Source organism: Exiguobacterium sp. s78 (assembly GCF_018618985.1).
Classification (GTDB): domain Bacteria; phylum Bacillota; class Bacilli; order Exiguobacteriales; family Exiguobacteriaceae; genus Exiguobacterium_A; species Exiguobacterium_A abrahamii.
In genome coordinates, this window is record NZ_JACSNB010000001.1 from 1,643,727 (window position 1) to 1,664,925 (window position 21,199).

Sequence of the window (21,199 nt, forward strand, 5' to 3'; positions counted from 1 at the left end):
ATCCTGTCCTACTTTAGAGCGGAAGCTCGATTTGCAGTTCGTTTCCACTTGGAAGTATCGTGTTTAACGCCTCACGTTGCAATAGATAACCACCTTGACGATAACGATTGGATTGATTTGAAAGATTGAGCAGTTCTCCATTCCATAAAATGCGTCTTTGTTCACCCCGTGTGATTCGAATACGACAAGGGATATCGAATAGGTCCATCTGGATAGTTCCGGTTATGACTGGATCAAGAACTAGTCCATCTGAACGCTCTCGAATCCCTAAGACGTTCGTCATTAATTGATTCAGCCAAATACCTGGTCCACTCGAGTAAATTCGCCATCCCCCTTTAACCGGAATCTTACCTTCTTTCAATTCGTTCCAACGTTCTTGCGCTTCGTAACGCGTCGTAAACGCAGCATCCGAGCTACTGAAATACGCATTTCTCTGACGGTGGACTGCTTTCGGCACTTTTAGATCCACAGGATTAATGACGTCAAATGCTTCCGTTATGCTCTTTTCATCAGCTCCGATTTTCGCCAGTGCTTCAATGTAACGAATATGGGCATGCACGTACTGCAGCCCAATTTCACGACCGACATTAGCAGCTTGTTCTGCCCGCATGAAATGACGACTCACACCACCACGATATTGTGCTGGTCGGTCCATCAAACGCACACCATCCGGGAACTTTAAATGTTCTTCAATGATCTTTAAGTTTTGCATAGCTTGTTCTGGTGTAACGAGTTCTCCGATGATACTACGGGTCAGCGGTAACAAACGATATTTCATTGGTAGTCCATCATCTGTGGGATGAATCATTGGATGATATCCATCTTCTTCGACTCGTAAAAATCCAGGGATGACCCCGTCCAGAATCATGTCTGACTGGAAGGATTGTTCGATGGTAGTAGCTAGTTCCGCTAATCGCATGCTTAATGACGATTGTGGTAACTCGTTTGCTAACGTACGGAATGTTTGAAATGTCAACGCTACCGTCCAAGTACTGATTAATTTTTTCTTTAACGCATCATCTGCTGGTTGTAACGTATCGTCCCAATCTCCTCCGCCGTATGCGGAAAAGACACTGTTCGGTACGAAATCCTTTTCAATCCGTGCACACGCTCGTTCCACATGATGCATGAGCGATTGTTTTAGTGTTTCCTGACCGGTCTCGGTTCGATATGGAAGCAGTTCATCGAGACATGCCCAATCGTGTGTTCGCTGAAGATAATCTGCGCATGCCTTCAGTGGCCAGACAATCACATCACCATGGCTATCCTCCTGCTGGATACCAGCATATTCATCAAACATGAACCATTGTGGCCAATGTCCTGCCTCGAATTGATGTGAAAAAATCTGAAGCAGTAATGCGCGAGCTTCTTCAAAATGACCGAACGCCAGTAAAAATTCCATCGGACCTTGCGATACGTCGCGTGTTCCCCATGCAGCACCACCGTATTGCTCTAAGCCGTGCGGTGATTGGTAATGAATCCGCATGTTTTGGATGTACCAGTCTACTTGAAACTGTAGAGCATTCGCGTCCTGCCAGACGTCTTCAAATTTGAGGTTTTTTCGATAAGCAGCCTTCCATTGATTGAAGGACTTCCGTTCTTCGTCAGCATTGAATTCACACTGCATTCCTGCACCCATTCTCATAACAAGATGATCGGTCGCTCCGACAGATAACCATACCAAATCGTCTACGATTGGCTGAGTTAACCATTCAGATGTGGAGCCCGTTGAAAAAGGCTGATCCATTTCAAGCGTGTATGTCAAATCAGGTAGAATACGTTTGCTCAATGATTCTTTAGTTGCCGTAAAATGAAGGCGTGCTCCTACCCGTTCCATTTGAAACGGCACATCATATTCTTGTGTGTGCATCGTCACTTGCTGACTGATTTTCATCGCACGCGGATATCGCGTCTTAACCGTCGTCTCAAGCACAGGTCGCTCAGCACCAATTGACGTGCGGACTTCAATCGTCTCGTCATCTAAGAAGTAGTACCAGATTACTTCGTTCCATCCCATTTCAAAAATCGAAGGTAACGCTAATAATTGATAGGCTTCCTTTTGCTCGATGTATATGCGTTGCCCAGATGTTTTAGGGATGTTCAAAGGATTTCTGACGTTCGACATCCACTTGTTGTAATTCGTATTCCCATATACGATGTGCGAATTAAAGACACCATTCATATGGACTGTTGTCGCCAATTTCTTTTCTGTTGGCGCTAAACTTCCCGCATTTAATAAGATGCTTGCATGACTACGTTCAACAAGAAGTTCCTTTTCTTTTAGAACAACATGATGACCATTAGGTGTAAAGAAGGACAACAACTGTGTTCCTTCCCATTCTTCAAGCAACCGTTCCGGATACAAACCGTCGAGTTGTTGTTTCGTCGCTGTATTCCCGACAATCGTCTTTGGTGTTTGTAAAAAAGCCGTACGGTGATGTCCCTTCCGTTCCTCCTCACGCTCATATAAAGGTATAAATTGATCAATCGATTGTTCATCAAGTGCTTCTTCCATCGAAGGAATGAACCGTAGCTCAAATTGGAAAGATAGCTCTCCAGCTGATTCTTTGACAGCTGTTCGAATCGTCGGTAATGCGAACTCATACTGATTTATTCGAGAGGGTAAGTGTGCATTTAATCCCTCTGCTACATTCGTTTGCCGAAATGACGCACCATACACATCGAAACCATCCGTCGCAAACTCTTCGATTCGATCATGCGAAAGAATCGCAACGCTCGGAAAGCCTGTCGACTGTCGCTGGTTTTGTCGAGCCAATATCCCATGCTCGATCGCGAAGTAGTCAATGTACTGTGCCATATATGCTTCATTCGTACGTACACCGGCTTCGTCAGCCAGTCCTAAATCCTGTGTATAGGTTACGTCAAATTCTCCTTCCCCAATGAGTGAGACTTTAAAATGCATTCCAGTCGTGTGAAGACTTGCGACGACCTCGTATCCGAATGTTTCGTAGTCACCTTTCCAGCTGATCGTACGCTCAGATATTGCTAGTTTACTAGGCGAATGGATACCAAGTAACGGTAAGGCCACACTGGAACCATGACGAACATATACATTCATCAAGGATTCATCAAACGGATGATGAATCAATTGATTGATCATGATACCTTGGTAACGGATTTGACGAATGTCGCCGCCTTCAGTCAGTGTCACACTAAATTCATCGTGTCGTAGATGTGGAATGGTCGTTAATGTGTTCATCAAATTGCCCCTTTTCAACAGTCTGTTTCAACCAAAATTTTTCATGTAATGCACATGTACTATCCGTACCAACATAGAGAATGAATTCACCAGCATCCGCTTTAACCGAACCGTCCGGATGTTGATACATCAACATCGAAGCATCGATACGGAATGTCACTTCTCGACTGGAACCGGCTTTCACAAGAACGCGTTCATATCCTTTTAATTGACGTAAGGGACGTGACACATCAGCAACCGGGTCTTGCACATACCATTGAACGATTTCTTCCGCTTCTAATGTGCCTTCGTTCGTAACAATAACGGATGCTTCCCATGCAGTTCCCTCCGGCTGCTCATATAGCCTTAACTGCGTATAGTTAAAATGGCTATAACTTAATCCAAAACCAAATGGAAATAACGCTTCATTTGGAGCGTCCAGGTATTTGCTTGTATAGCGTGGATCAGCGCCTTCGATCGTCATTGGTCGACCCGTCGGTAAGGCATCGTAACGTAATGGCAACTGACCGACATGATACGGAAATGAAATCGTTAGTTTTCCAGAAGGAATCACATGACCATACAGTAAACGGTGAATCGCTCGTCCTGACTCTGTTCCCGGATACCATGCTTCAAGCACTGCATCGGAATGATTAACGACATCTCTAAGATCGAGTGGTCGCCCGTTGAATAGCAAGGTCACGATCGGTTTTCCAAGTGTCGCAAGTCTTGCCAATCCATCGCGTTGTGTTTTCGGCAAACGGATATCCGTTCGACTTCCAGCTTCTCCACTCATCCAAGACGCTTCACCTAAAGCTATAAGAATCACATCTGCTTGCGCCGCTACTTCCATCGCCCAATCCCAGTCAATTTCCGTATCAATCGTTGATCCTTCTGCAAAAACATAATCAATGTTCGCTTCATCAAACGCCTCTCGAATGGAAACCGCTTCTTCACGTTTTCCGTTGCCTGCCCATGGACCAAGTACGTCCGTTGAAGCAGCAAACGGTCCAATCAACGCGATCCGCTGATCGTCTGCTAATGGCAGCACTTGATCATTTTTCAGTAAGACACAACTTTTTTCAGCTAAACGCCGTGCCGTATTCCGATGACCTTCAGATAAGTGGACTCTTTTCTCAAGTTCGGGATCAATGCCACGATAAGGATCTTCAAACAACCCAAGATCTTGCTTTAACATAAGTATTCTGCGTACTGCTTCGTCTAATAAGTCCATCGAAACGACTTGATCATCGATCTGTTGTTCCAAATGATTTAAGTAAGCACCTGACATCATATCGATATCGACGCCCGCTTTGATTCCTTTTTCTCCAGCTTCAGCAAGAGAACCCGCGACACCATGCTGGATTAATTCCTTAATAGAAGACCAATCCGAAATCGTGACCCCGTCAAACTCCCACTCTTTTCGAAGAATTTGGCGTAACAGATACGTACTAGCTGTTGCGGGAACACCATCAACGACGTTGAAGCTTGTCATGATGAGTCGGGCACCCGCTTCGATTGCCCGTAGATAAGCCGGTAAATAAAACTCTCGTAATTCACGATCCGACATATCAACCGTATTGTAATCACGACCACCTTCAGCGGCACCGTAAGCCGCAAAATGCTTGACGCAAGCTGCTAAAGAATCAGCTTGTTTTAAATCCTTTGATTGATAACCACGTACGAAGGCTGCCGCATATTCTCCATTGAGCCAAACATCCTCACCTGTCGATTCCATGACACGCCCCCAGCGCGCATCACGTACAAGATCCACCATTGGCGAAAAAGTAACATGCAGTCCCGAAGCTGTTGCTTCGATAGCAGATTGACGTGCCATCATTTCCACTTCGTCACTATCCCACATAGAAGCAAGCGCCAACGGAACTGGATAAATCGTTCGATGACCATGAACGATATCCGCCATGAACAATAGTGGAATTCCTAATCGATTATGTTTTAAATAATTTTGCTGAATGCGAAATGCCTGTTCTGCTTGATGAATTCCAATGACAGATCCTAATTCATAACGGTTATCCTCTGTCAGACCACTTTCCTCCATTAGTTGAGCCACTGGTCCAGTCACAGTATCAGATGTCTGTGGATCATAGACAGAAGGAAGAATTTGAACGAGCTGTCCGATTTTTTCCTGTAGCGTCATTTGCTGTAGTAAAGCTTCAACGTTCATCTATCAGCACCTCTTATCCCTTAAATTTATCGAAACGTTTCACTTGTTAATCAAAATTATAAGCGCTTTCATAAAAATCTTCAACCTTTCTTTCGAAACGTTTCGATAAAATGAATAAAAGTAAGAACTCTTCCTTTTCAGAAAAGAGTTCTTACTTTGTTTAGATTCTTTATGACCAAATATAAATGCCATATACGACACCAACAGACGCTACAAGCGTCGTACCGATTGACACCAGCATCATCGTTAATCCGATTCCTGTTAATCGAACGACTCGGGCTAACGCGAGACTAAATGAGAGCACTGCACCACTTGTAAATATAAGCGCCCCTCCGAATAACAACGTAGGATTAATCCATGACTCTCCGATGACAATCCATGTGTAAGTGATACCAGCAAAAAGAACGGTCATGATGAGCCATTGTCTCGCTGACACGTTTTTCAACATATTGATTCCTCCTAATTTGCTTCTATCTACTTGTTCGCCCTTTCCCACTAGATTCCTGTTACGAAAAAATCGTGCCTCCTGCTGTCAGGAGACACGATCCACTTAAGACGCCACTTGCCATTTTTCTTTTAATTGCTCCATCTCTTCTTGACCTTCGTGCGATTGCATCCACAGATTGAAGACATCAACAACGTCCCCTTCCGACTCTCGAACGAGGTAACTCTTCTCCGCCGGAATCCATTTTTCTTGAATTCTTGGTGCTGCGAGTCGCTTGTCGAGCGCTTCATAATGAATCGCCTCGACCGTATCGGTGATCATAACATCGACTTCGCCCGATGCAACCGCGTGCGGGATGTCGAGATTTTGTTCATACATGACGATGTTCGCCTTCGTGAACGTCTTACGGACGAACTGTTCATTCGTTCCCCCTGGATTTAGACCAATCGTCACGTCTGGACGATTGATTTGTTCGATCGAAGCAAGGCGTTTAGCATCTTCTTTACGGACGAGCGGTGTCTTTTGGAACGACAGATAACTCGACGTGAAGTCGCCGATGATCTCGCGCTCGATGTTTTTCGTCACACCCCCGACGACCATATCGAATTTCCCGCTAGCAAGATCAGCAGATAGCGTCGGCCATGTTGTCGGGACGAATTCGACATCGATACCGGTCGTCTTCGCGAAAGAACGGATCACTTCGATATCGAATCCTTCGTACTCGTTCGTCTTCCGGTTCAAGTACGTGAATGGTTTGTAATCCCCAGTCGTTCCGACGACGATTTTTTTCGTCGCAAAGACATTCTTCGCTTGTACACGTCGTGGTTGCTCCGATTGCCATAGCGTCAGTAAGCTCGCAAACAGGACGCCACCTCCGACGACGATCCATCCCCATTTACTCATGTGCTCCCGCTCCTTTCGCTCCGACCGTCTCACGAGTCGAGACGATGTTCCATTTTTTCTTTAGTTGTTCAACCTGTTCTTGCCCTTCTGCACTTTCAATCCAGACTCGGAAAACGTCTCCAAGCTGTTTTTGGTCCGGTTTCATCAAATACGCCATCTCAGCTGGTTCCCATGCCTCTGTCAGTTTCGGCACCGCAAGATCGAGTTCTGTCGCGTAATGCAACGCCTCGATGTCGTCCGTCACCATGACATCGACTTGTCCACTTTGAACGGCTTTTGGAATATCCAAGTTGTTCTCAAAGACGGTCACATCTGCCTTCGGAAAATGCTTCTTCACGAACGCTTCGTTCGTTCCACCCGGATTGACACCGATTTTGACTGCTGGATCATTGATTGCAGCGAGCGAATTCAAGCGTTCGACATCTTTCTTCTTTACGAGCGGTGCTTTTTGAAAGGAGAAATACGACGATGTAAAATCTCCGACGACCTCGCGCTCGACTTTCTTCGTGATGCCACCGACAGCGATATCAAACTTTCCTGATTTCGTATCCTCCGATAATGTCGGCCATGTCGTCTTGACGAACGTCACGTCAAGATTTGCTGCTTTTGCGAACGCTTGGATGACATCGATATCAAAGCCTTGATAACGATTCCGTTCCTCGTTCCAGTATGTAAAGGGCTTATAATCCCCCGTCGTTCCGACGACCAGCTTTTGGTCTTCGAAGATGTCATGTGCTTCGGCATCCGTCTGTTGATTCCAGATCATCCAAGCGGCAACGCCTGTCAAAACAAGCCCTGCCAGTAGCCATGGTTTCTTTCTCATCGTATCTCTCCTTTCTATTTCGTCGTTGCCCATTCACCGAATATTGCTACAATTTAACCCAAATGATTTTCGGTGTGGGTAATAGTCATTATCCTACCACACTTACACGTGATTTCAAGATAATTTGACGATTTTATGCATAAAAGCGTTAAAAAGATGTTTTGATGACGGTTACAGTTCTACAAGTCGTCTCTCTTTACAGAATCCCCTCGTCTTTTCCATACTGAAACAGAATCATCAAATCGTGAAATGGAGGAATGGAACATGAGTCAGATTTTCATCATTGGTGCAAATGGTAAAGTAGGTCGTCACGCTGCTCGCTTACTGCAGGATTCGGAGCACGATGTCAAAGTAGGATTACGTTCCAAGGACCAGTTCAGTGATTTTGAGAAATTAGGTTATACCCCGGTCCATCTCGATCTGGAAGCGGACGTCGCGACGATCACCGATGCATTACAAGGATCAGATGTCGTCATCTTTACGGCAGGATCCGGCGGTCACACGGGTGCGGACAAGACGATGCTGATCGACTTCGACGGTGCCGTCAAATCGATCGAAGCAGCGGAAGCAATCAATGCAAAACAGTTCATCATGGTCAGTGCCTTGAATGCCGATTCGCCGGAAACATGGTCCGACAGCATGAAACCGTATTACATTGCAAAACGCTACGCGGATCGTGTCCTGAAGGAATCGTCACTTAATTACACGATTCTTCGCCCAGGCGGACTATCAGATGAAGCCGGCACAGGAAACGTCACGACGGATCCTTCCGAACAAGCAACCAAAAAAATTCCGCGCGAGGATGTCGCACGCGTCATTCTGGCAGCAATCGGTCATGACAAGGCGTCGAAGCAAGTCGTCACACTACTCGAAGGTGACACACCGATCAACGAGTTATTCTAATACAAAAGCTCACGTCTCGATTTCCGAGACGTGAGCTTTTTTGATCAAATTAATCATTCGTATAATTGGCGATACATCACGAGCATCGTCTCACCAATGACGGGTAACGACGCCGGAATGTCGATCCAGCGCTGACTATCTTGATCAAAATACAGCCCTTCTGTACGCATCTTCTCTTTTGTGTTGATCTCATCGAACTCGAGAAACATATCCAGCTCATCATCCGCCTTTTGAAAGTCGTCCCACGGTCCGGGACCAAAATAAAAGAGTAGTCCTTCCGCATCGTAGCCAGCAAGCTCGTTCAATGCCCATTCCAAATGTGCTTCAGACTTGACAGATGTCCTGACAGAATCGGCTAGTGTTTGATGAATTCCAAATGCGTTTCCACTAAGCAAGTGACGTTGCTGATCCCATTCCCAGATGTTTTTCCAGCGTTGTACGAAAATATTAAACCGATATGCTTGTGTTGCTTCATCTCGTTCTCGCACATCATAAGACCAGGAAATCTTCTCTCCACTGATCCACATACTTACGTGAAAATTCCCCTCACGCGCTTCATCATCTTGTAAAGAAGACCAACCTGATAGCTGTTGCTCTAGATACGTGAACAACGGAAGTCGGTCTCCCGCTTTTTCTTCAAATTCAAATTCAAATCGCTCGATACGGTTCAAAACATCTTCCCCCCTGCCTCACTCAATCACAAAGTCGATTCCAATCGGTCCTTCAACCGGCATCTCGTGAAGCAACTCATACTTTTGATTCGTAATGAGCAGTTTCCCTTTATCCGGGTGTTCAGGATCAAATTCGATGAAGTATGATTTTTTCGTCTTGGGATGAATATATAAGTACTTGTACCATTTGTCTGCTTTCCAAAATTTCGGTTTGATTTTCTGGACCGAGAACGATTGACCGAACGACCATTTGACTAGGATATGGCGGTCCCGATTTTGATTATCATGAGAAAATTGTTGAACGACTTGAATCCCTTGTGTTGCATCAATCATTCGAATCGGATCGGTACTATCAAAATTCGTATTCTGAAGAAACGGATAATATTGCTCGGTTTGTTCACCTGCCTCATTGATCCGAATCATCCAGCCATCCGTACTAGCGAAGTATGCCGTATCATCTTTTCCATAAAGTGCTGAGTATGCATATGGTTCATCTCTTTTCCGATATACGACTGGTTTTTCAGTCCGCTTATCCAAAAAAATCATCGCTGCTTTTTCTTCTTGTTCATGATCGCTACCAATACTGGCATACGCTAAATGATGCTTTAATTCAATCATCATCGAGTTTCCTGGTTCGAATCGCGCAGGCGTCTCATAGTTTTCTTTCGTATCAAAATTAGAAAAGGTGTGCGAGAATCCTGTTCCTTGAGACGAGCGCTGCGTCCCGGTTTTATATGAATTCAACGTCTTGAACCATGTATTCGGACCAAAGTGTTTGATCGATTCCATCATGGGATCATGCTTGAAATACGTCACATTATGTTGAACAAACCGTCGTTTCGTAAAATCGAATGTATGGAAGTGATTCGGATATCCTGCGGAAGAGGCATACAACACATTCGGCGTACTCAGTTTTTGCACAAGCGTCATGTTCGTGATTGCAGGATCATGGACCTGACGTTCGTTTAATACCTGTCCTTTCATGTTGATCGTGACAATCGAACTATAAGCAAGTTCAGGATCATTCGTTTTCCCTTGTCCCTGTCCTGGATAGACCAACATCACGGTGTCTTGTTGAGGACTAAAATCGATGGCTGTAATCGAAGAACGTGGTATGACAGTTGCGTTTGCGCGATCCTGTTGCACTTTCATCCAGGTCGCTAAAAGGATACTTCCACTGACAAAAAACACTAGACTAAAAAAGATCCGCTTTTTACGGATAGACTTATCCATTCGATTCATGACTCCTTGACTTGTTTATTTAAACAGTTATTTCTACCTAGTTATACACTGTTTGATCGATGTATTACGTCTTTCTTACAACACTGTTAGACGAATTGACCAACTTTACAACATCCTCCTGAACTCTAACCACTAAAAAAATCCTCACGTTTCATTTAGAGACGTGAGGATTTTTGAAATCAGGTTATATTATTTTAATCTTGCTCCGCAATGGCACGCAATCCACGTAACGTTTGAATTTTACGTTCGTGGCGTTGCATCACGAATGAGAGACCCGTCACGATTGCGAGATTGAACCAGATCATCGTGTCGGTAATCGGATTAAACAAATTAATGAGTACTGCAATGATATTAACCAAAAAAACGACTTTGTAGAGTTGCAAAATCCGGTGTTCGTGATGGATCTGTGAATCAAAGTCCGAGTACAAATGAAATGGTTCATCCGAGGTCCGTTTTCTTAAGAAGACCCAGCGGAACGATGTATCCACGACTTCGATGTCCATCTCTTCCAAAAACGCAAAGTAATCCTGCGACTTCGGATGCTTTGGCATGTTTTCTAATAACTCAATTCGATACGTGTACATACCAGGTTCACCTTTTATGAATACATAACGTCCAAGTCGAAACTGCTGTAAGTACCAGCCGTTGTTTGCCATCTCGTTTAACCACACTTCTTCTTTCACATAATCAGCGTAAAAGCGATAGACCGTTTTACTGCTCACCTTGATCCACTCCCATCGTTTCTTGTCCATGTCGCACGAGTTCTTTTAATCGATCTAGCTCTACCTGTAATCTCTCCCGCCCCTGATTCGTCATGATGTACTCTTTCTTTCGCCCTGCTTCTTGCTCGATCGCTTCAATCCACCCTTTATCGACCAGACTGCTGAGTGCGCCGTACAACGTACCAGCAGCTAACTTGACCCGGTTGTTGCTCAATTCCTGGACGAATTGCATGATGCCATAGCCATGACGGGGTCGTTGAAGTGACAGTAAAATATAATAGACGGCTTCTGTTAATGCTGTCTCCTGGACTGTTCTTGCCATTTTCCCACTTCCTTATTACGCCTTCCGTTATATCGTCTCCCGATATACTAAAAATATCCTATTCCATGTAAAATGACAAGAAAAAAAAATACCTAGAGAATCTCTAGATATTTTTGATGTAGTACTTTATTTTACAATCATGACAGGGCTTTTCACGCGTTTTGCAATTTTATGACTCACACTTCCAAGCACCATCTCTTGCAAACTATTTAAACCCCTGCTGCCGATAATCGTCACATCAACTTTCTGTTTGTTCGCATGGTCAACGATTGCCGGACCCGGATCTCCTTTTAGAATCGTCACATAGTAGGAAACATTCGCTTCCTCCAGTTTTTCTTCAACCGCTGATAGTTTTTTTCGTCGGGCAACTTCGAGCGCTTCTTTTCCTTCTGTATGCAGTACATCATCTTTCACCTTCGAATAATCAGCGACGAAGACGACTTCAATTTTGCTTCTCTCACTCAGTCGAGCAACTTTGATCGCTTCTTCGGTCGCACGGACCGAATGTTCTGAACCATCAACCGCTAATAGAATATGTTCGTACATATCGTTCACTCCCTTGTATTTAATGAATAGGCATCTTCGCGGTCGGATCGTTATGAATCGCAAGGCGATCGATTAGCTTTTTACTTTCAGGATTCAATCCACTAATTTCAACATGATTTTGATTCGCCATCAGACGAATCATCACTTTGTCGATCGCCCCTACTCCAGAATCATCCCAAATTTGAGTCGACCCAAAATCAATCAAAATCTTTTCGTTTTGAATTTCGTAATCAAAGGAGGCAATGAAATGGTCAACCGATGCGAAAAATAATGGACCTTTCACGCTGTAGACGATTCTTGCCGGCTTCGTTTGTTGCGTGACCTTAATTTTTGATACTTTCGCAACAAAGAACAACGCGCTTAGAATGACGCCTGCGATAACACCGACGGACAAATCATGCGTAGCAACAACGATGAAGACGGTCGCAAGCATGACAAACGCATCTGCTTTTGGCGCTTTCTTGATATACGTAAAGGATGACCAATCAAATGTTCCGATTGATACCATGATCATGATACCGACAAGGACAGGCATCGGAATTTGAACGACTAGATCACCGAGGACAATAATCAAGAACATTAAAAAGATACCGGCGACGAGCGTTGATAATCGACCACGTCCTCCTGACTTTATATTGATGACCGATTGTCCGATCATCGCGCATCCCGCCATACCACCGAAGAATCCAGTGATGACGTTCGCGATCCCTTGCCCACGTGCTTCACGATTTTTCTCACTTTCAGTACCTGTCATGTCGTCGACGATCGTTGCTGTCAATAGTGACTCCAATAATCCAACGATCGCGAGTGCCAATGCATACGGGAAGATGATTCGTAAGGTCTCAAAATTCAAAGGAACATTTGGTAAGAAAAAGGACGGTAAAGAACGTTGAATTGCTCCTAAATCTCCGACTGTTCGCAAATCAGCATTCATGTTGATAGCTACTACTGTTAAGACGACGATGGCAATCAATGGAGCCGGAATCGCCTTGAAGAAACGCGGCACGACATAGACGATCAACAATGTAATGGCAACGAATACATAGGTCATCGTCGAGATTCCGATGAAATGTGGGACTTGAGCCATAAAAATCAAAATTGCTAATGCATTGACGAATCCGATCATCACTGCTCTTGGAATGAAACGCATGACTTTTGCTACTTTCAATACGCCAAAAATCATTTGAATGACACCGGTCAATATTGTCGCTGCTAATAAATACTCGACGCCATGTTCTTTGACAAGTGGCACCATCAGAAGCGCCATCGCTCCTGTCGCAGCTGAAATCATCCCCGGTCGTCCACCTACGAATGCGATAATGACGGCTATACAAAACGATGCATACAATCCCACCATTGGATCAACCCCGGCAATGATTGAAAATGCGATTGCTTCAGGAATCAGAGCAAGCGCCACAACGATTCCCGCTAACATGTCACCTCTAATATTTGAGAACCACTGTTCTCTTAAACTATCTTTCACTCTCATTTTCCACCTTTCCTAGCTGTATTTTTTATATTGATTTAACCATCCATCTTTGGATGAAAGATCGTCTGTGTCTATCGACAGTCTAGCACCACCGTTCCCAAAAAGGAACGTTTTTAGTTTGAATTTTTATATTTCTTTATAAAAAAAAGCGTGAGAACGCTGAAATTCAGCAGTTCTCACGCTATATCATGTGTGATTATGATAGACACTTTTTGATATGTTGATAGTTCTTGTTCCCACCTGATAAGTTGCATACATCCGTAAATCCAAGATTTTTCAAGACATTTTGCGCAGCATTCCCGGTTACCCCTTTATTACAGTAGACAATCGTCGGTAACGTCGGATCCAATTCCTTCGCGCGTGTCCGCAGTTCACCAAGCGGAATATGGATCGCTCCATCAACATGATTTTTTTCAAATTGTGCTTTCGAGCGTGTATCGATGATTTGGAACGACTTCCCATTCGCGACTTGGTCAATTAATTCGTTCGGTGTCATCAAACGCGCTGTTTTTTTGATGGCATTATCGAGTGCCATTCCCGTATAGAGAACGGGATCCTTCGTCGTCGCGAACGGTGGCGCGTAAGCTAAGTCGAGATGGAATAAGTCTTCCGCTTTCGCCTTAAAGGTAATCGCTGTCGCTAGGACATCAATCCGTTTATCGACACCTTGCGGACCTACGATCTGGGCTCCGAGAACTCGCCCTGTTGCCCGATCGGCAATCGCTTTGATCGTCATCTCTTTCCCGCCCATGTATTCCGGACGATCTGGTTTGATGTTATGCAAGACTTCGATGTCATAGCCTGACTCACGCGCTTCTTTTTCCGTCAACCCCGTTTGAGCGACAGTCAAATCGAACGCCTTAAAGATTCCTGTCCCTAAAATACCACGGTGCTCCGCTTCTTCTCCGGTAATGACCATACCGGCAATCCGTCCCATCTTGTTCGCTGTTGAACCAAGCGGACGATAAAGTGCTTCACCCGTGATGACGGAGAAACTCTCTGCGACATCGCCGACTGCATAGACATCGGCTACATTCGTCTGCATCTTACGGTTGACTGCGATCGCCCCTGTTTTACCGAGCTCCACACCAATCTGTTTCGCAAGATCGGTGTTCGGCTTGACGCCAACAGATAAAATGACAAGATCCGTCTCGATCGTTTTTCCACTCTCAAGCGCGACCTCAGAAATACGTTCTTCTCCGTTGAACGCTGTCACGGATTCGCCAAGCAAAAGGGATACCCCTTTATCTTTCAAATGATCCGCTACACGTTCTGCCATATCGCGATCAAGTGGCGGCATGACTTGCGGTAAGCGTTCGACGAGCGTGACTTGAATACCGCGATACGTCAATTGCTCTGCCATCTCGAGTCCGATGAATCCTCCGCCGACGATCGTTGCCGTTTTCGGATCATGGGCATCAATGTAGGACCGGATCGCGTCGGCATTGCGGACATTTCGAACCGTAAAGGCATTCTCATGCTCGATTCCCGGAAGTGGTGGAACGATACTTGAAGCACCGGTTGCCAGTACTAACGTATCATATGTGTCCGTGAATCGATCCCCTGTCTTAAGATTGACGATGGTAGCTGTTTTTGTCGCATGATCAATCGATTCAACTTCGTGTTGTGTATGAATATCGATGTTATACCGTTTTTTAAAGAAAGCGGCATCTCGCGGTGTCAATTCATCAATGTCAGCGATTTCGCCACCAACGAAGTAGGGAATCCCACAACCTGAGTAAGAGATGTCCTGATCCCGATCATAAATCGTGATTTGCAACTCTTCACTATTTCGACGTGCTTTTGCTCCTACTGATGTTCCCGCGGCCACTGAGCCAATAATCAATAATTTCATAACTGTTTCCTCCTAGAAATCAATAAAGTATCAAGCTGATATACAAGCCAAGTAATGTGATCGCAAGTGTCGGGATCGTCAGAATCGTTCCGATCTTAAAGTATTGACCCCAACCAATCTTCACGCCTTTCGTCCGAAGCACGTGCAACCAAAGCAATGTCGCTAGACTTCCGATCGGTGTGATCTTCGGTCCAAGATCAGATCCGATGACATTCGCATAGATGAGCGCCTCTCGAATCGTTCCGGTTGCCTGACTTAAATCAATCGCGAGCGCATCAATCATAACGGTCGGCATATTATTCATGATCGACGACAAGATGGCAGCCAAGAAGCCCATGCCAAAAGTTGCGGCTGCTAAATTCGTCGCAAAGCCATCAATGATGTCAGCGAGAACTTGTGTCAACCCGGCATTTTGAAGTCCGTAGACGACGATGTACATGCCAAGTGAGAAGAAGACGATCGCCCACGGTGCACCACCGATGACCTTTTTCGTCGGTACGCTCGGTGAACGACGTGCCATCAATAAGAAGAACAAAGCGATGATACCAGCGACAAGACTGACTGGAATGCCGATGACGTCACTCGTGAAGTATCCGACGACCAGCAAGATGAGGACGAACCAAGATAACTTGAACATCCGTTGGTCCTTGATCGCTGTCGCGGGTGCGACGAGTTGCCCGACATCGTAATTCTTTGGGATACTCTTTCGGAAATAGAGATACAAGACGATCAGACTGCCTACGACAGAAAAGAGATTGACGAATACCATCCGTGACGCATACTCCGTAAATCCGATGTTAAAGAAGTCTGCTGAGACGATATTGACGAGGTTCGAGACGACGAACGGTAAACTTGCTGTATCGGCAATGAATCCGGAAGCGAATACGTAGGCTAACACGACATAATCCGGAAGTTTCAAGTGACGAACCATCGCGAGGACGATCGGTGTCAGAATCAAGGCTGCCCCATCGTTCGCAAATAAAGCCGCAACGACAGCACCGAGCAATGTCATATATACGAATAGTTTGACACCACCACCTCGTGCGATGCGTGCCATGTGGAGTGCCGCCCATTCGAAGAATCCAATCTCATCAAGAATCAATGAGATAATGATCAGAGCGATGAACGTAAAGGTGGCATTCCAGATGATGCCCCAGACAGTTGAAACATCATCGAGATTGACGACTCCCGTCAATAGCGCAACGAGCGCCATCCCCATCGCTGAGTAACCGATGCCGAGTCCTTTCGGTTGTTTGATGATTAAGAATAAGGTGATCAGAAAAATTCCGATCGCTAGTAAATGTGTACCGGTCAATGCGTTCACTTCATTTCTGTATTAAATTTCGTTTTTACCGATTAACAATTTGATGCTCCAAGAAGAACGATTTGCTGTCCTTCAGGTGTTTCTTCCAACACAAGCGTAATATTTTCACTGACGCTCTCCAAATCACGATCAATCGCAAATAATAAGCCATCAAAGTCTTTCACTTGATCACCGTCTTCACCTATACCGAATCCAAGTCCGAAACTCGGTCCACAACATCCTTGTCCGGCTTGATATAAACGGATGCCAGGTGCTTGTTCATGCTCGACTTGTTCTTTTAAGTACGTAACTGCTTCGGGTGTAATGTGCATAGTGTTCATCCTTTCGAAAGTGTGAGTAATTGTTCGTATCCTGAGACCGGTCGGGGTTGCCATGCGACGACAGCCAACTGTCGACTTAGACGAACGACTTCTTCCAACCAAACACGTTCTGATTCTGCTTTATGACTTAAAATCGGATCACGTGTAGCCGTTGCAGCGAACGATTGATTGATAATCCATGCCATTGGTTCAATTCCGGCGCGTCGTAAGTCCTCTTGTAACCGATTGGCCTCAAAAACGGGTGTTGCCTCTGCAAGTGTCGTAATGATGACATGTGTTTTCTTTTCGTCTCGTAGTTGCGGTAGCAATGTTTTGATTGATTCTGGTACTTCACCTGTCGCCCGTTCCATTTCTTGATGGTAACTTTCTGTTGCATCAAGTAATAGCAACGTATGACCCGTCGGTGCCGTATCAATGATGACGTAACGATCCTTTGCTTGCGCAACGGTATCGGCAAAGGCACGAAAGACCGCAATTTCTTCCGTACAAGGAGACTTCAAATCTTCCTCTAATAAAGCATGCGCTTCCTCTGTTAGGTTACCTGCCGCTGCATACACTTGTTCCCTATAACGATTGATTTCGATCTTTGGATCAATTTTACTGATCTCAAGACGTGGATTTTGGTTTGTTTCAATTGTTAATTCAAGATGGGCAGCAGGATCTGTTGTCGTCAAAAGAACATCGTGTCCACGTTCTGACAAGGAAATTGCAAGCATGGATGCCATTGTCGTTTTCCCTACCCCGCCTTTCCCCATCGTCATAACGACGCCGGGACCGGCAACTTCTAGTTGTTCGACCAGATGAGATAAAGAGGGTAGATCGAGTTGCTTACGTTCTACTGTTAGATCTGGATAATTTGTTTCTTTCAACCAGTTACGAAGCTGATCGACTCCAATCAAACTCGAAGTGGCATAAGGTAAGCTAAACACTGGAACATCATGTAAAAAGATTGCTGGCAATGTATCAAGCGCCTCTTTTTGTCGACGTAAGAAAGCTTGATAATACATATCTGGACTGACTGTCATTGGCAATATACCATTGACGACTAAACGTGCGTTTTGAATGCCGATGGCTTTTAGTTCCTTATATGCGTGAGCCGCTTCCATCAGCGTCACGGGTTCCGCCCGAGCGACTAATATTAACGTTGTCTCCGCCGGATTTTCCAATAGTGTCATTGCTTGTTCATACTGCGATTTTTTTTCATTTAAACCCGCAAGTGGACCAAGACACGATGTACCCGTCGTATTTTCATCCAAATAAACATTCCATGCATTCGGCAAACTGAGTAAACGTAATGTATGTCCCGTCGGTGCCGTATCAAAGATGATATGGTCATATGTTTTTTCAGCTTCAGGCGCCGCCAGTAATCCTGTAAATTGATCAAAAGCCGCAATTTCGACAGTGCAGGCACCAGATAATTGTTCTTCCATGGAACGTATTGCGTTATCCGGTAAAATTCCCCGATAAGGACCAACGACCGTTTCTTTGTATGCTTCAGCTGCTTGTTCCGGATCAAAATTCGCAACGTGTAAGTGATCGACACCAGGAACAGCGGTCGGTTCTTCTGTTAGCTTCATTTTGAAGACATCCTGTAGATTACTCGCCGGATCTGTCGAGACAAGCAACACTTCTTTTCCGGTATCTGCAAGTTCGACCGCGAGAAGCGAGGCAGTCGACGTCTTTCCAACTCCACCTTTGCCAGTCAAAAACAAATATCGCGTCAAATGCAGTCCTTCTAACGTTAGCGGTTCCATTCTCGTCACGTCCTTACTTTAATGTCAGGCGAATTTTTGGTTTCCGTTCATCTTCGACAGCGAATCTTTTTTCATCTAATCCCGTTAATTTTGCGAATTCCGCATTAGATAGGTAACCACGGCGACGAACGATGGCACCATCCACGAGAGTGATCGGTAAGATATCAACACCCTCCGCAATGGCCTCTTTGATGAGATTATTCGTAACGAACGCCGTTGGCTCATTTGCTAAGTTGAATCGTTCTATCGGATAACCTTCTTGTTTTAAAGCGTGGACCACCATCGATATCCGTGTTAATTCAGGATCAATCGACGGTCCACATAAACCGGTCGGACAACACATCGCCGGATCATAGATTTCAATCTTTTTCATTTTCATCATAATCTACTCCTCTATATAACTAAATGGTTATAAAATATATAACGTTTTCGTTATATAATCCACAAGGGAGGTTTCCCTTTTTTTTAACGCGGCTAATTCAGCAATTTTTTGCTGGAATCGACGGCAACTCCATCGCATTCAAAATAGTCAATAGTAAATCATATTGAGGATGGTTCGGGTTGATTCGAAAATGTATCCATTGTCGTTCACGTCGCTCTAAAATGAGTTGTGATTGACGTAATAACTTCAAATGGCGACTGATTGCGGGTTGTGAGATATCAAACATCTCGACGAAATCACAGACACAATGTTCACGGACGTACAGCCTTCGTAAAATTTCAAGACGTGTTCCGTCGCTAAGTAGCTTTAAGAATTGACTCATCTCTTCAACACGATTTGTGGTTTCAATCACGAAAATACCCTCCTTTCGTATCAGACAGTCGTTTCCTCTTTTGCAAATCGTTCGATCCGTTTCTTGATTTGTTCACAGACACGTTGGAAGACGCTCCATTTCTCCTCTTCTGATCCTGTCGCACGTGCTGGATCATCAAACCCCCAGTGCTCATGACGGACATTCGGTGAGAGGACAGGACAATTATCACGGGCATCACCACACAATGTGACAACAATCGTCGCCCGCTTTAGTAATTCTCGATCGATCAGGTCGGAAGTTTGTTTGGAAATATCAACGCCCTGTTCTTGCATGACACGAACTGCCTTTGGATTTAATCCATGTTGTTCAATACCTGCTGAATAGACATCCCAATCCTTCAGGTATTGTTTAGCCCAACCTTCAGCGATCTGACTACGACATGAATTCCCTGTACATAAAAAATAAATTATCGGCTTTGACATATTAGGATGCCCCCTTTTTCATATAACCACAATATTATATAACAATTCGGTTATGCAACCCCTTTTTAGAAACTTTTTATCAAGCTCACAGATAATAAGACGTTCTCCCTCACTTTTTGCTGTGGAATAAAAAAAAGATCGTCCGCTACATTGGTGGACGATCTTGTAGTCACATTACTTTTCTCTTTTAGAAATTAACTGTTTTCAACTAACCGATTACTTTTTACCCGTACCTCTTTCCAATAGAGAAAAAGGAACGTCAACATGAAGCTACTTACACAAAGCAGTGATAAATGAAGCACCTGTGGTCCTACTGAACCATCCATGAACAGCAGACGGCTGAAACCGGAGACTGCATTCGGAACGGGCAGGAACGTTCCAAGCGATTGATAAAACGGTGCCAGCATCTTCGCCGGCACGATGTTTCCGGCAGTCATCAACTGGAACGGAATCAATGCGACGTTGACAAGCGGCGCAATCGGTCCAAATATCGCAAAGTTCATCTGCGTGACAGCGATACAGGTCGCAACAACGAGGAGTTCGAACGCCCACAGTTTGATGAACGGTGTCGTGATGTCCGTTAATACATGTGCCATGGAAACGAGCAGTAATGGAACGACCAGAAGGACGATCCCGTGCAACAGTTGGCGACTCCAAAATAGTGACCAGATCGAATGACGCTTACTTAAGATCGTGCTGACGAGATTGAATTGAATCCCCATCGTCATCGTCGCGATATAGATGACGAACCCGAGGACGAGTGGCAGCATCGACAAGGCAAAATCTGAGACGGCATGCTCCGTGACGATCGATGTCGTGAACGCCGGCTCATCATTCAACTGTTTGCCGATCGTTTCCGTTGCCCGCTCGAGAATTGCATTCGCGAATTCGGCATTCGTCTGGCTGACGTGTGCCGTCAGTTGACGAGAGGCATCATCCTTTTGTAGGACGAGATCGACTTCATTGGCATCGAGTGCTTCCAACCCTTTTGCTTCGGTCGCGAGTGCTTGGACAGTGAACGGTGCTTCCTTTAGTGATGTGACGAACGGGTCGTTCACTTCGCCAACGACACCGACGTTCAATTGATCGAGCCGTTCCGTCGTTCCTTCGTAACCAGTCATCCAGACGACGAGGAACAAGAGCGGGACGACAATCGCGAAGACGAGCCCCACTTTCGTTTGTGTCATTGACCAGACATCTTTCCATGCTTTCATATTACAATCTCCTTTTATATGCATTACTCATAATATCATGTGCAA

At 45.0% G+C, this 21,199-nt stretch carries 20 protein-coding genes; 1 reads left to right on the forward strand and 19 read right to left on the reverse strand.

From position 1 onward, the window contains the following. Positions 1-13: 13 nt before the first annotated feature. From KNQ18_RS08585 to KNQ18_RS08605, 5 genes are all read right to left on the reverse strand, one after another. Positions 14-3,220: a GH36-type glycosyl hydrolase domain-containing protein gene (locus tag KNQ18_RS08585; RefSeq protein WP_215084524.1), complete on the reverse strand. Its 3,207-nt coding sequence runs from the start codon at positions 3,218-3,220 to the stop codon at positions 14-16. Further along, a complete protein-coding gene (locus KNQ18_RS08590) occupies positions 3,180-5,384 on the reverse strand; it encodes a glycoside hydrolase family 3 N-terminal domain-containing protein (RefSeq protein ID WP_215084526.1) in 2,205 nt (734 codons plus the stop codon). Before KNQ18_RS08590 ends, KNQ18_RS08585 begins: the two co-directional genes overlap by 41 nt. A 169-nt stretch (positions 5,385-5,553) precedes the next feature. Then, positions 5,554-5,832, reverse strand: a complete 279-nt coding sequence (locus KNQ18_RS08595; protein ID WP_215084528.1) for a hypothetical protein — start codon at positions 5,830-5,832, stop codon at positions 5,554-5,556. Positions 5,833-5,934: 102 nt separating this feature from the next. After that, on the reverse strand, positions 5,935-6,732 hold the full coding sequence (locus tag KNQ18_RS08600) for a transporter substrate-binding domain-containing protein (RefSeq protein WP_058705140.1): 798 nt from the start codon (positions 6,730-6,732) through the stop codon (positions 5,935-5,937). Further along, on the reverse strand, positions 6,725-7,555 hold the full coding sequence (locus KNQ18_RS08605; RefSeq protein WP_215084530.1) for a transporter substrate-binding domain-containing protein: 831 nt from the start codon (positions 7,553-7,555) through the stop codon (positions 6,725-6,727). Before KNQ18_RS08605 ends, KNQ18_RS08600 begins: the two co-directional genes overlap by 8 nt. A 264-nt stretch (positions 7,556-7,819) precedes the next feature. On the opposite strand from KNQ18_RS08605, the gene KNQ18_RS08610 reads away from it, so the two are divergent. Next, entirely contained in the window at positions 7,820-8,458 is a 639-nt protein-coding gene (locus tag KNQ18_RS08610) for an SDR family oxidoreductase (RefSeq protein WP_215084533.1), read from the forward strand. A gap of 53 nt (positions 8,459-8,511) precedes the next feature. On the opposite strand, the gene KNQ18_RS08615 is transcribed toward KNQ18_RS08610, so the two are convergent. From KNQ18_RS08615 to KNQ18_RS08680, 14 genes are all read right to left on the reverse strand, one after another. Then, positions 8,512-9,129 carry a hypothetical protein gene (locus tag KNQ18_RS08615; protein WP_215084535.1) on the reverse strand — a complete coding sequence of 206 codons (618 nt, stop codon included), beginning with the start codon at positions 9,127-9,129 and terminating at the stop codon, positions 8,512-8,514. A gap of 18 nt (positions 9,130-9,147) precedes the next feature. Beyond that, the gene (locus KNQ18_RS08620; RefSeq protein WP_215084537.1) at positions 9,148-10,362 is read right to left on the reverse strand and encodes a hypothetical protein; all 1,215 of its coding nucleotides are present in this window, start codon (positions 10,360-10,362) and stop codon (positions 9,148-9,150) included. A 203-nt stretch (positions 10,363-10,565) separates the two neighbouring features. Next, positions 10,566-11,093, reverse strand: coding sequence for a DUF2812 domain-containing protein (locus KNQ18_RS08625; protein WP_215084539.1), 528 nt, complete (start codon positions 11,091-11,093; stop codon positions 10,566-10,568). Next, the gene (locus KNQ18_RS08630) at positions 11,083-11,415 is read right to left on the reverse strand and encodes a PadR family transcriptional regulator (protein ID WP_215084541.1); all 333 of its coding nucleotides are present in this window, start codon (positions 11,413-11,415) and stop codon (positions 11,083-11,085) included. The genes KNQ18_RS08625 and KNQ18_RS08630 overlap by 11 nt, the downstream gene beginning before the upstream one ends. 126 nt (positions 11,416-11,541) lie before the next feature. Then, positions 11,542-11,961 (reverse strand): universal stress protein, encoded by a 420-nt coding sequence (locus KNQ18_RS08635; RefSeq protein ID WP_214769394.1) that lies wholly within the window; start codon positions 11,959-11,961, stop codon positions 11,542-11,544. A gap of 19 nt (positions 11,962-11,980) precedes the next feature. Next, positions 11,981-13,444 (reverse strand): SulP family inorganic anion transporter, encoded by a 1,464-nt coding sequence (locus KNQ18_RS08640; RefSeq protein ID WP_215084843.1) that lies wholly within the window; start codon positions 13,442-13,444, stop codon positions 11,981-11,983. Between the two features lie 202 nt (positions 13,445-13,646). Beyond that, positions 13,647-15,305 (reverse strand): FAD-dependent oxidoreductase, encoded by a 1,659-nt coding sequence (locus tag KNQ18_RS08645; protein WP_215084543.1) that lies wholly within the window; start codon positions 15,303-15,305, stop codon positions 13,647-13,649. Between the two features lie 19 nt (positions 15,306-15,324). Next, entirely contained in the window at positions 15,325-16,629 is a 1,305-nt protein-coding gene (locus KNQ18_RS08650) for an arsenic transporter (RefSeq protein WP_215084545.1), read from the reverse strand. A 32-nt stretch (positions 16,630-16,661) separates the two neighbouring features. Beyond that, entirely contained in the window at positions 16,662-16,940 is a 279-nt protein-coding gene (locus tag KNQ18_RS08655; protein ID WP_215084547.1) for an adhesin, read from the reverse strand. Positions 16,941-16,945: 5 nt separating this feature from the next. After that, complete coding sequence (gene arsA, locus KNQ18_RS08660; protein ID WP_215084549.1) at positions 16,946-18,703, reverse strand: arsenical pump-driving ATPase; 1,758 nt, start codon at positions 18,701-18,703, stop codon at positions 16,946-16,948. A gap of 13 nt (positions 18,704-18,716) precedes the next feature. Next, the gene (arsD, locus tag KNQ18_RS08665) at positions 18,717-19,076 is read right to left on the reverse strand and encodes an arsenite efflux transporter metallochaperone ArsD (RefSeq protein ID WP_058705163.1); all 360 of its coding nucleotides are present in this window, start codon (positions 19,074-19,076) and stop codon (positions 18,717-18,719) included. Between the two features lie 106 nt (positions 19,077-19,182). Next, the gene (locus tag KNQ18_RS08670; protein WP_214724673.1) at positions 19,183-19,497 is read right to left on the reverse strand and encodes an ArsR/SmtB family transcription factor; all 315 of its coding nucleotides are present in this window, start codon (positions 19,495-19,497) and stop codon (positions 19,183-19,185) included. Positions 19,498-19,517: 20 nt separating this feature from the next. Continuing rightward, on the reverse strand, positions 19,518-19,940 hold the full coding sequence (gene arsC / locus KNQ18_RS08675) for an arsenate reductase (thioredoxin) (protein WP_214724671.1): 423 nt from the start codon (positions 19,938-19,940) through the stop codon (positions 19,518-19,520). Between the two features lie 194 nt (positions 19,941-20,134). Beyond that, complete coding sequence (locus KNQ18_RS08680; protein ID WP_215084551.1) at positions 20,135-21,154, reverse strand: ABC-2 transporter permease; 1,020 nt, start codon at positions 21,152-21,154, stop codon at positions 20,135-20,137. Between the last annotated feature and the right edge of the window lie 45 nt (positions 21,155-21,199).

Coding starts and splice junctions, on each gene's coding strand:
- KNQ18_RS08585 (WP_215084524.1), bottom strand. CDS start 3,220: ATGAACACATTAACGACCATTCCACATCTACGACACGATGAATTTAGT.
- KNQ18_RS08590 (WP_215084526.1), bottom strand. CDS start 5,384: ATGAACGTTGAAGCTTTACTACAGCAAATGACGCTACAGGAAAAAATC.
- KNQ18_RS08595 (WP_215084528.1), bottom strand. CDS start 5,832: ATGTTGAAAAACGTGTCAGCGAGACAATGGCTCATCATGACCGTTCTT.
- KNQ18_RS08600 (WP_058705140.1), bottom strand. CDS start 6,732: ATGAGTAAATGGGGATGGATCGTCGTCGGAGGTGGCGTCCTGTTTGCG.
- KNQ18_RS08605 (WP_215084530.1), bottom strand. CDS start 7,555: ATGAGAAAGAAACCATGGCTACTGGCAGGGCTTGTTTTGACAGGCGTT.
- KNQ18_RS08610 (WP_215084533.1), top strand. CDS start 7,820: ATGAGTCAGATTTTCATCATTGGTGCAAATGGTAAAGTAGGTCGTCAC.
- KNQ18_RS08620 (WP_215084537.1), bottom strand. CDS start 10,362: ATGGATAAGTCTATCCGTAAAAAGCGGATCTTTTTTAGTCTAGTGTTT.
- KNQ18_RS08630 (WP_215084541.1), bottom strand. CDS start 11,415: ATGGCAAGAACAGTCCAGGAGACAGCATTAACAGAAGCCGTCTATTAT.
- KNQ18_RS08635 (WP_214769394.1), bottom strand. CDS start 11,961: ATGTACGAACATATTCTATTAGCGGTTGATGGTTCAGAACATTCGGTC.
- KNQ18_RS08645 (WP_215084543.1), bottom strand. CDS start 15,305: ATGAAATTATTGATTATTGGCTCAGTGGCCGCGGGAACATCAGTAGGA.
- KNQ18_RS08655 (WP_215084547.1), bottom strand. CDS start 16,940: ATGCACATTACACCCGAAGCAGTTACGTACTTAAAAGAACAAGTCGAG.
- arsA (WP_215084549.1), bottom strand. CDS start 18,703: ATGGAACCGCTAACGTTAGAAGGACTGCATTTGACGCGATATTTGTTT.
- arsD (WP_058705163.1), bottom strand. CDS start 19,076: ATGAAAAAGATTGAAATCTATGATCCGGCGATGTGTTGTCCGACCGGT.
- arsC (WP_214724671.1), bottom strand. CDS start 19,940: ATGTCAAAGCCGATAATTTATTTTTTATGTACAGGGAATTCATGTCGT.
- KNQ18_RS08680 (WP_215084551.1), bottom strand. CDS start 21,154: ATGAAAGCATGGAAAGATGTCTGGTCAATGACACAAACGAAAGTGGGG.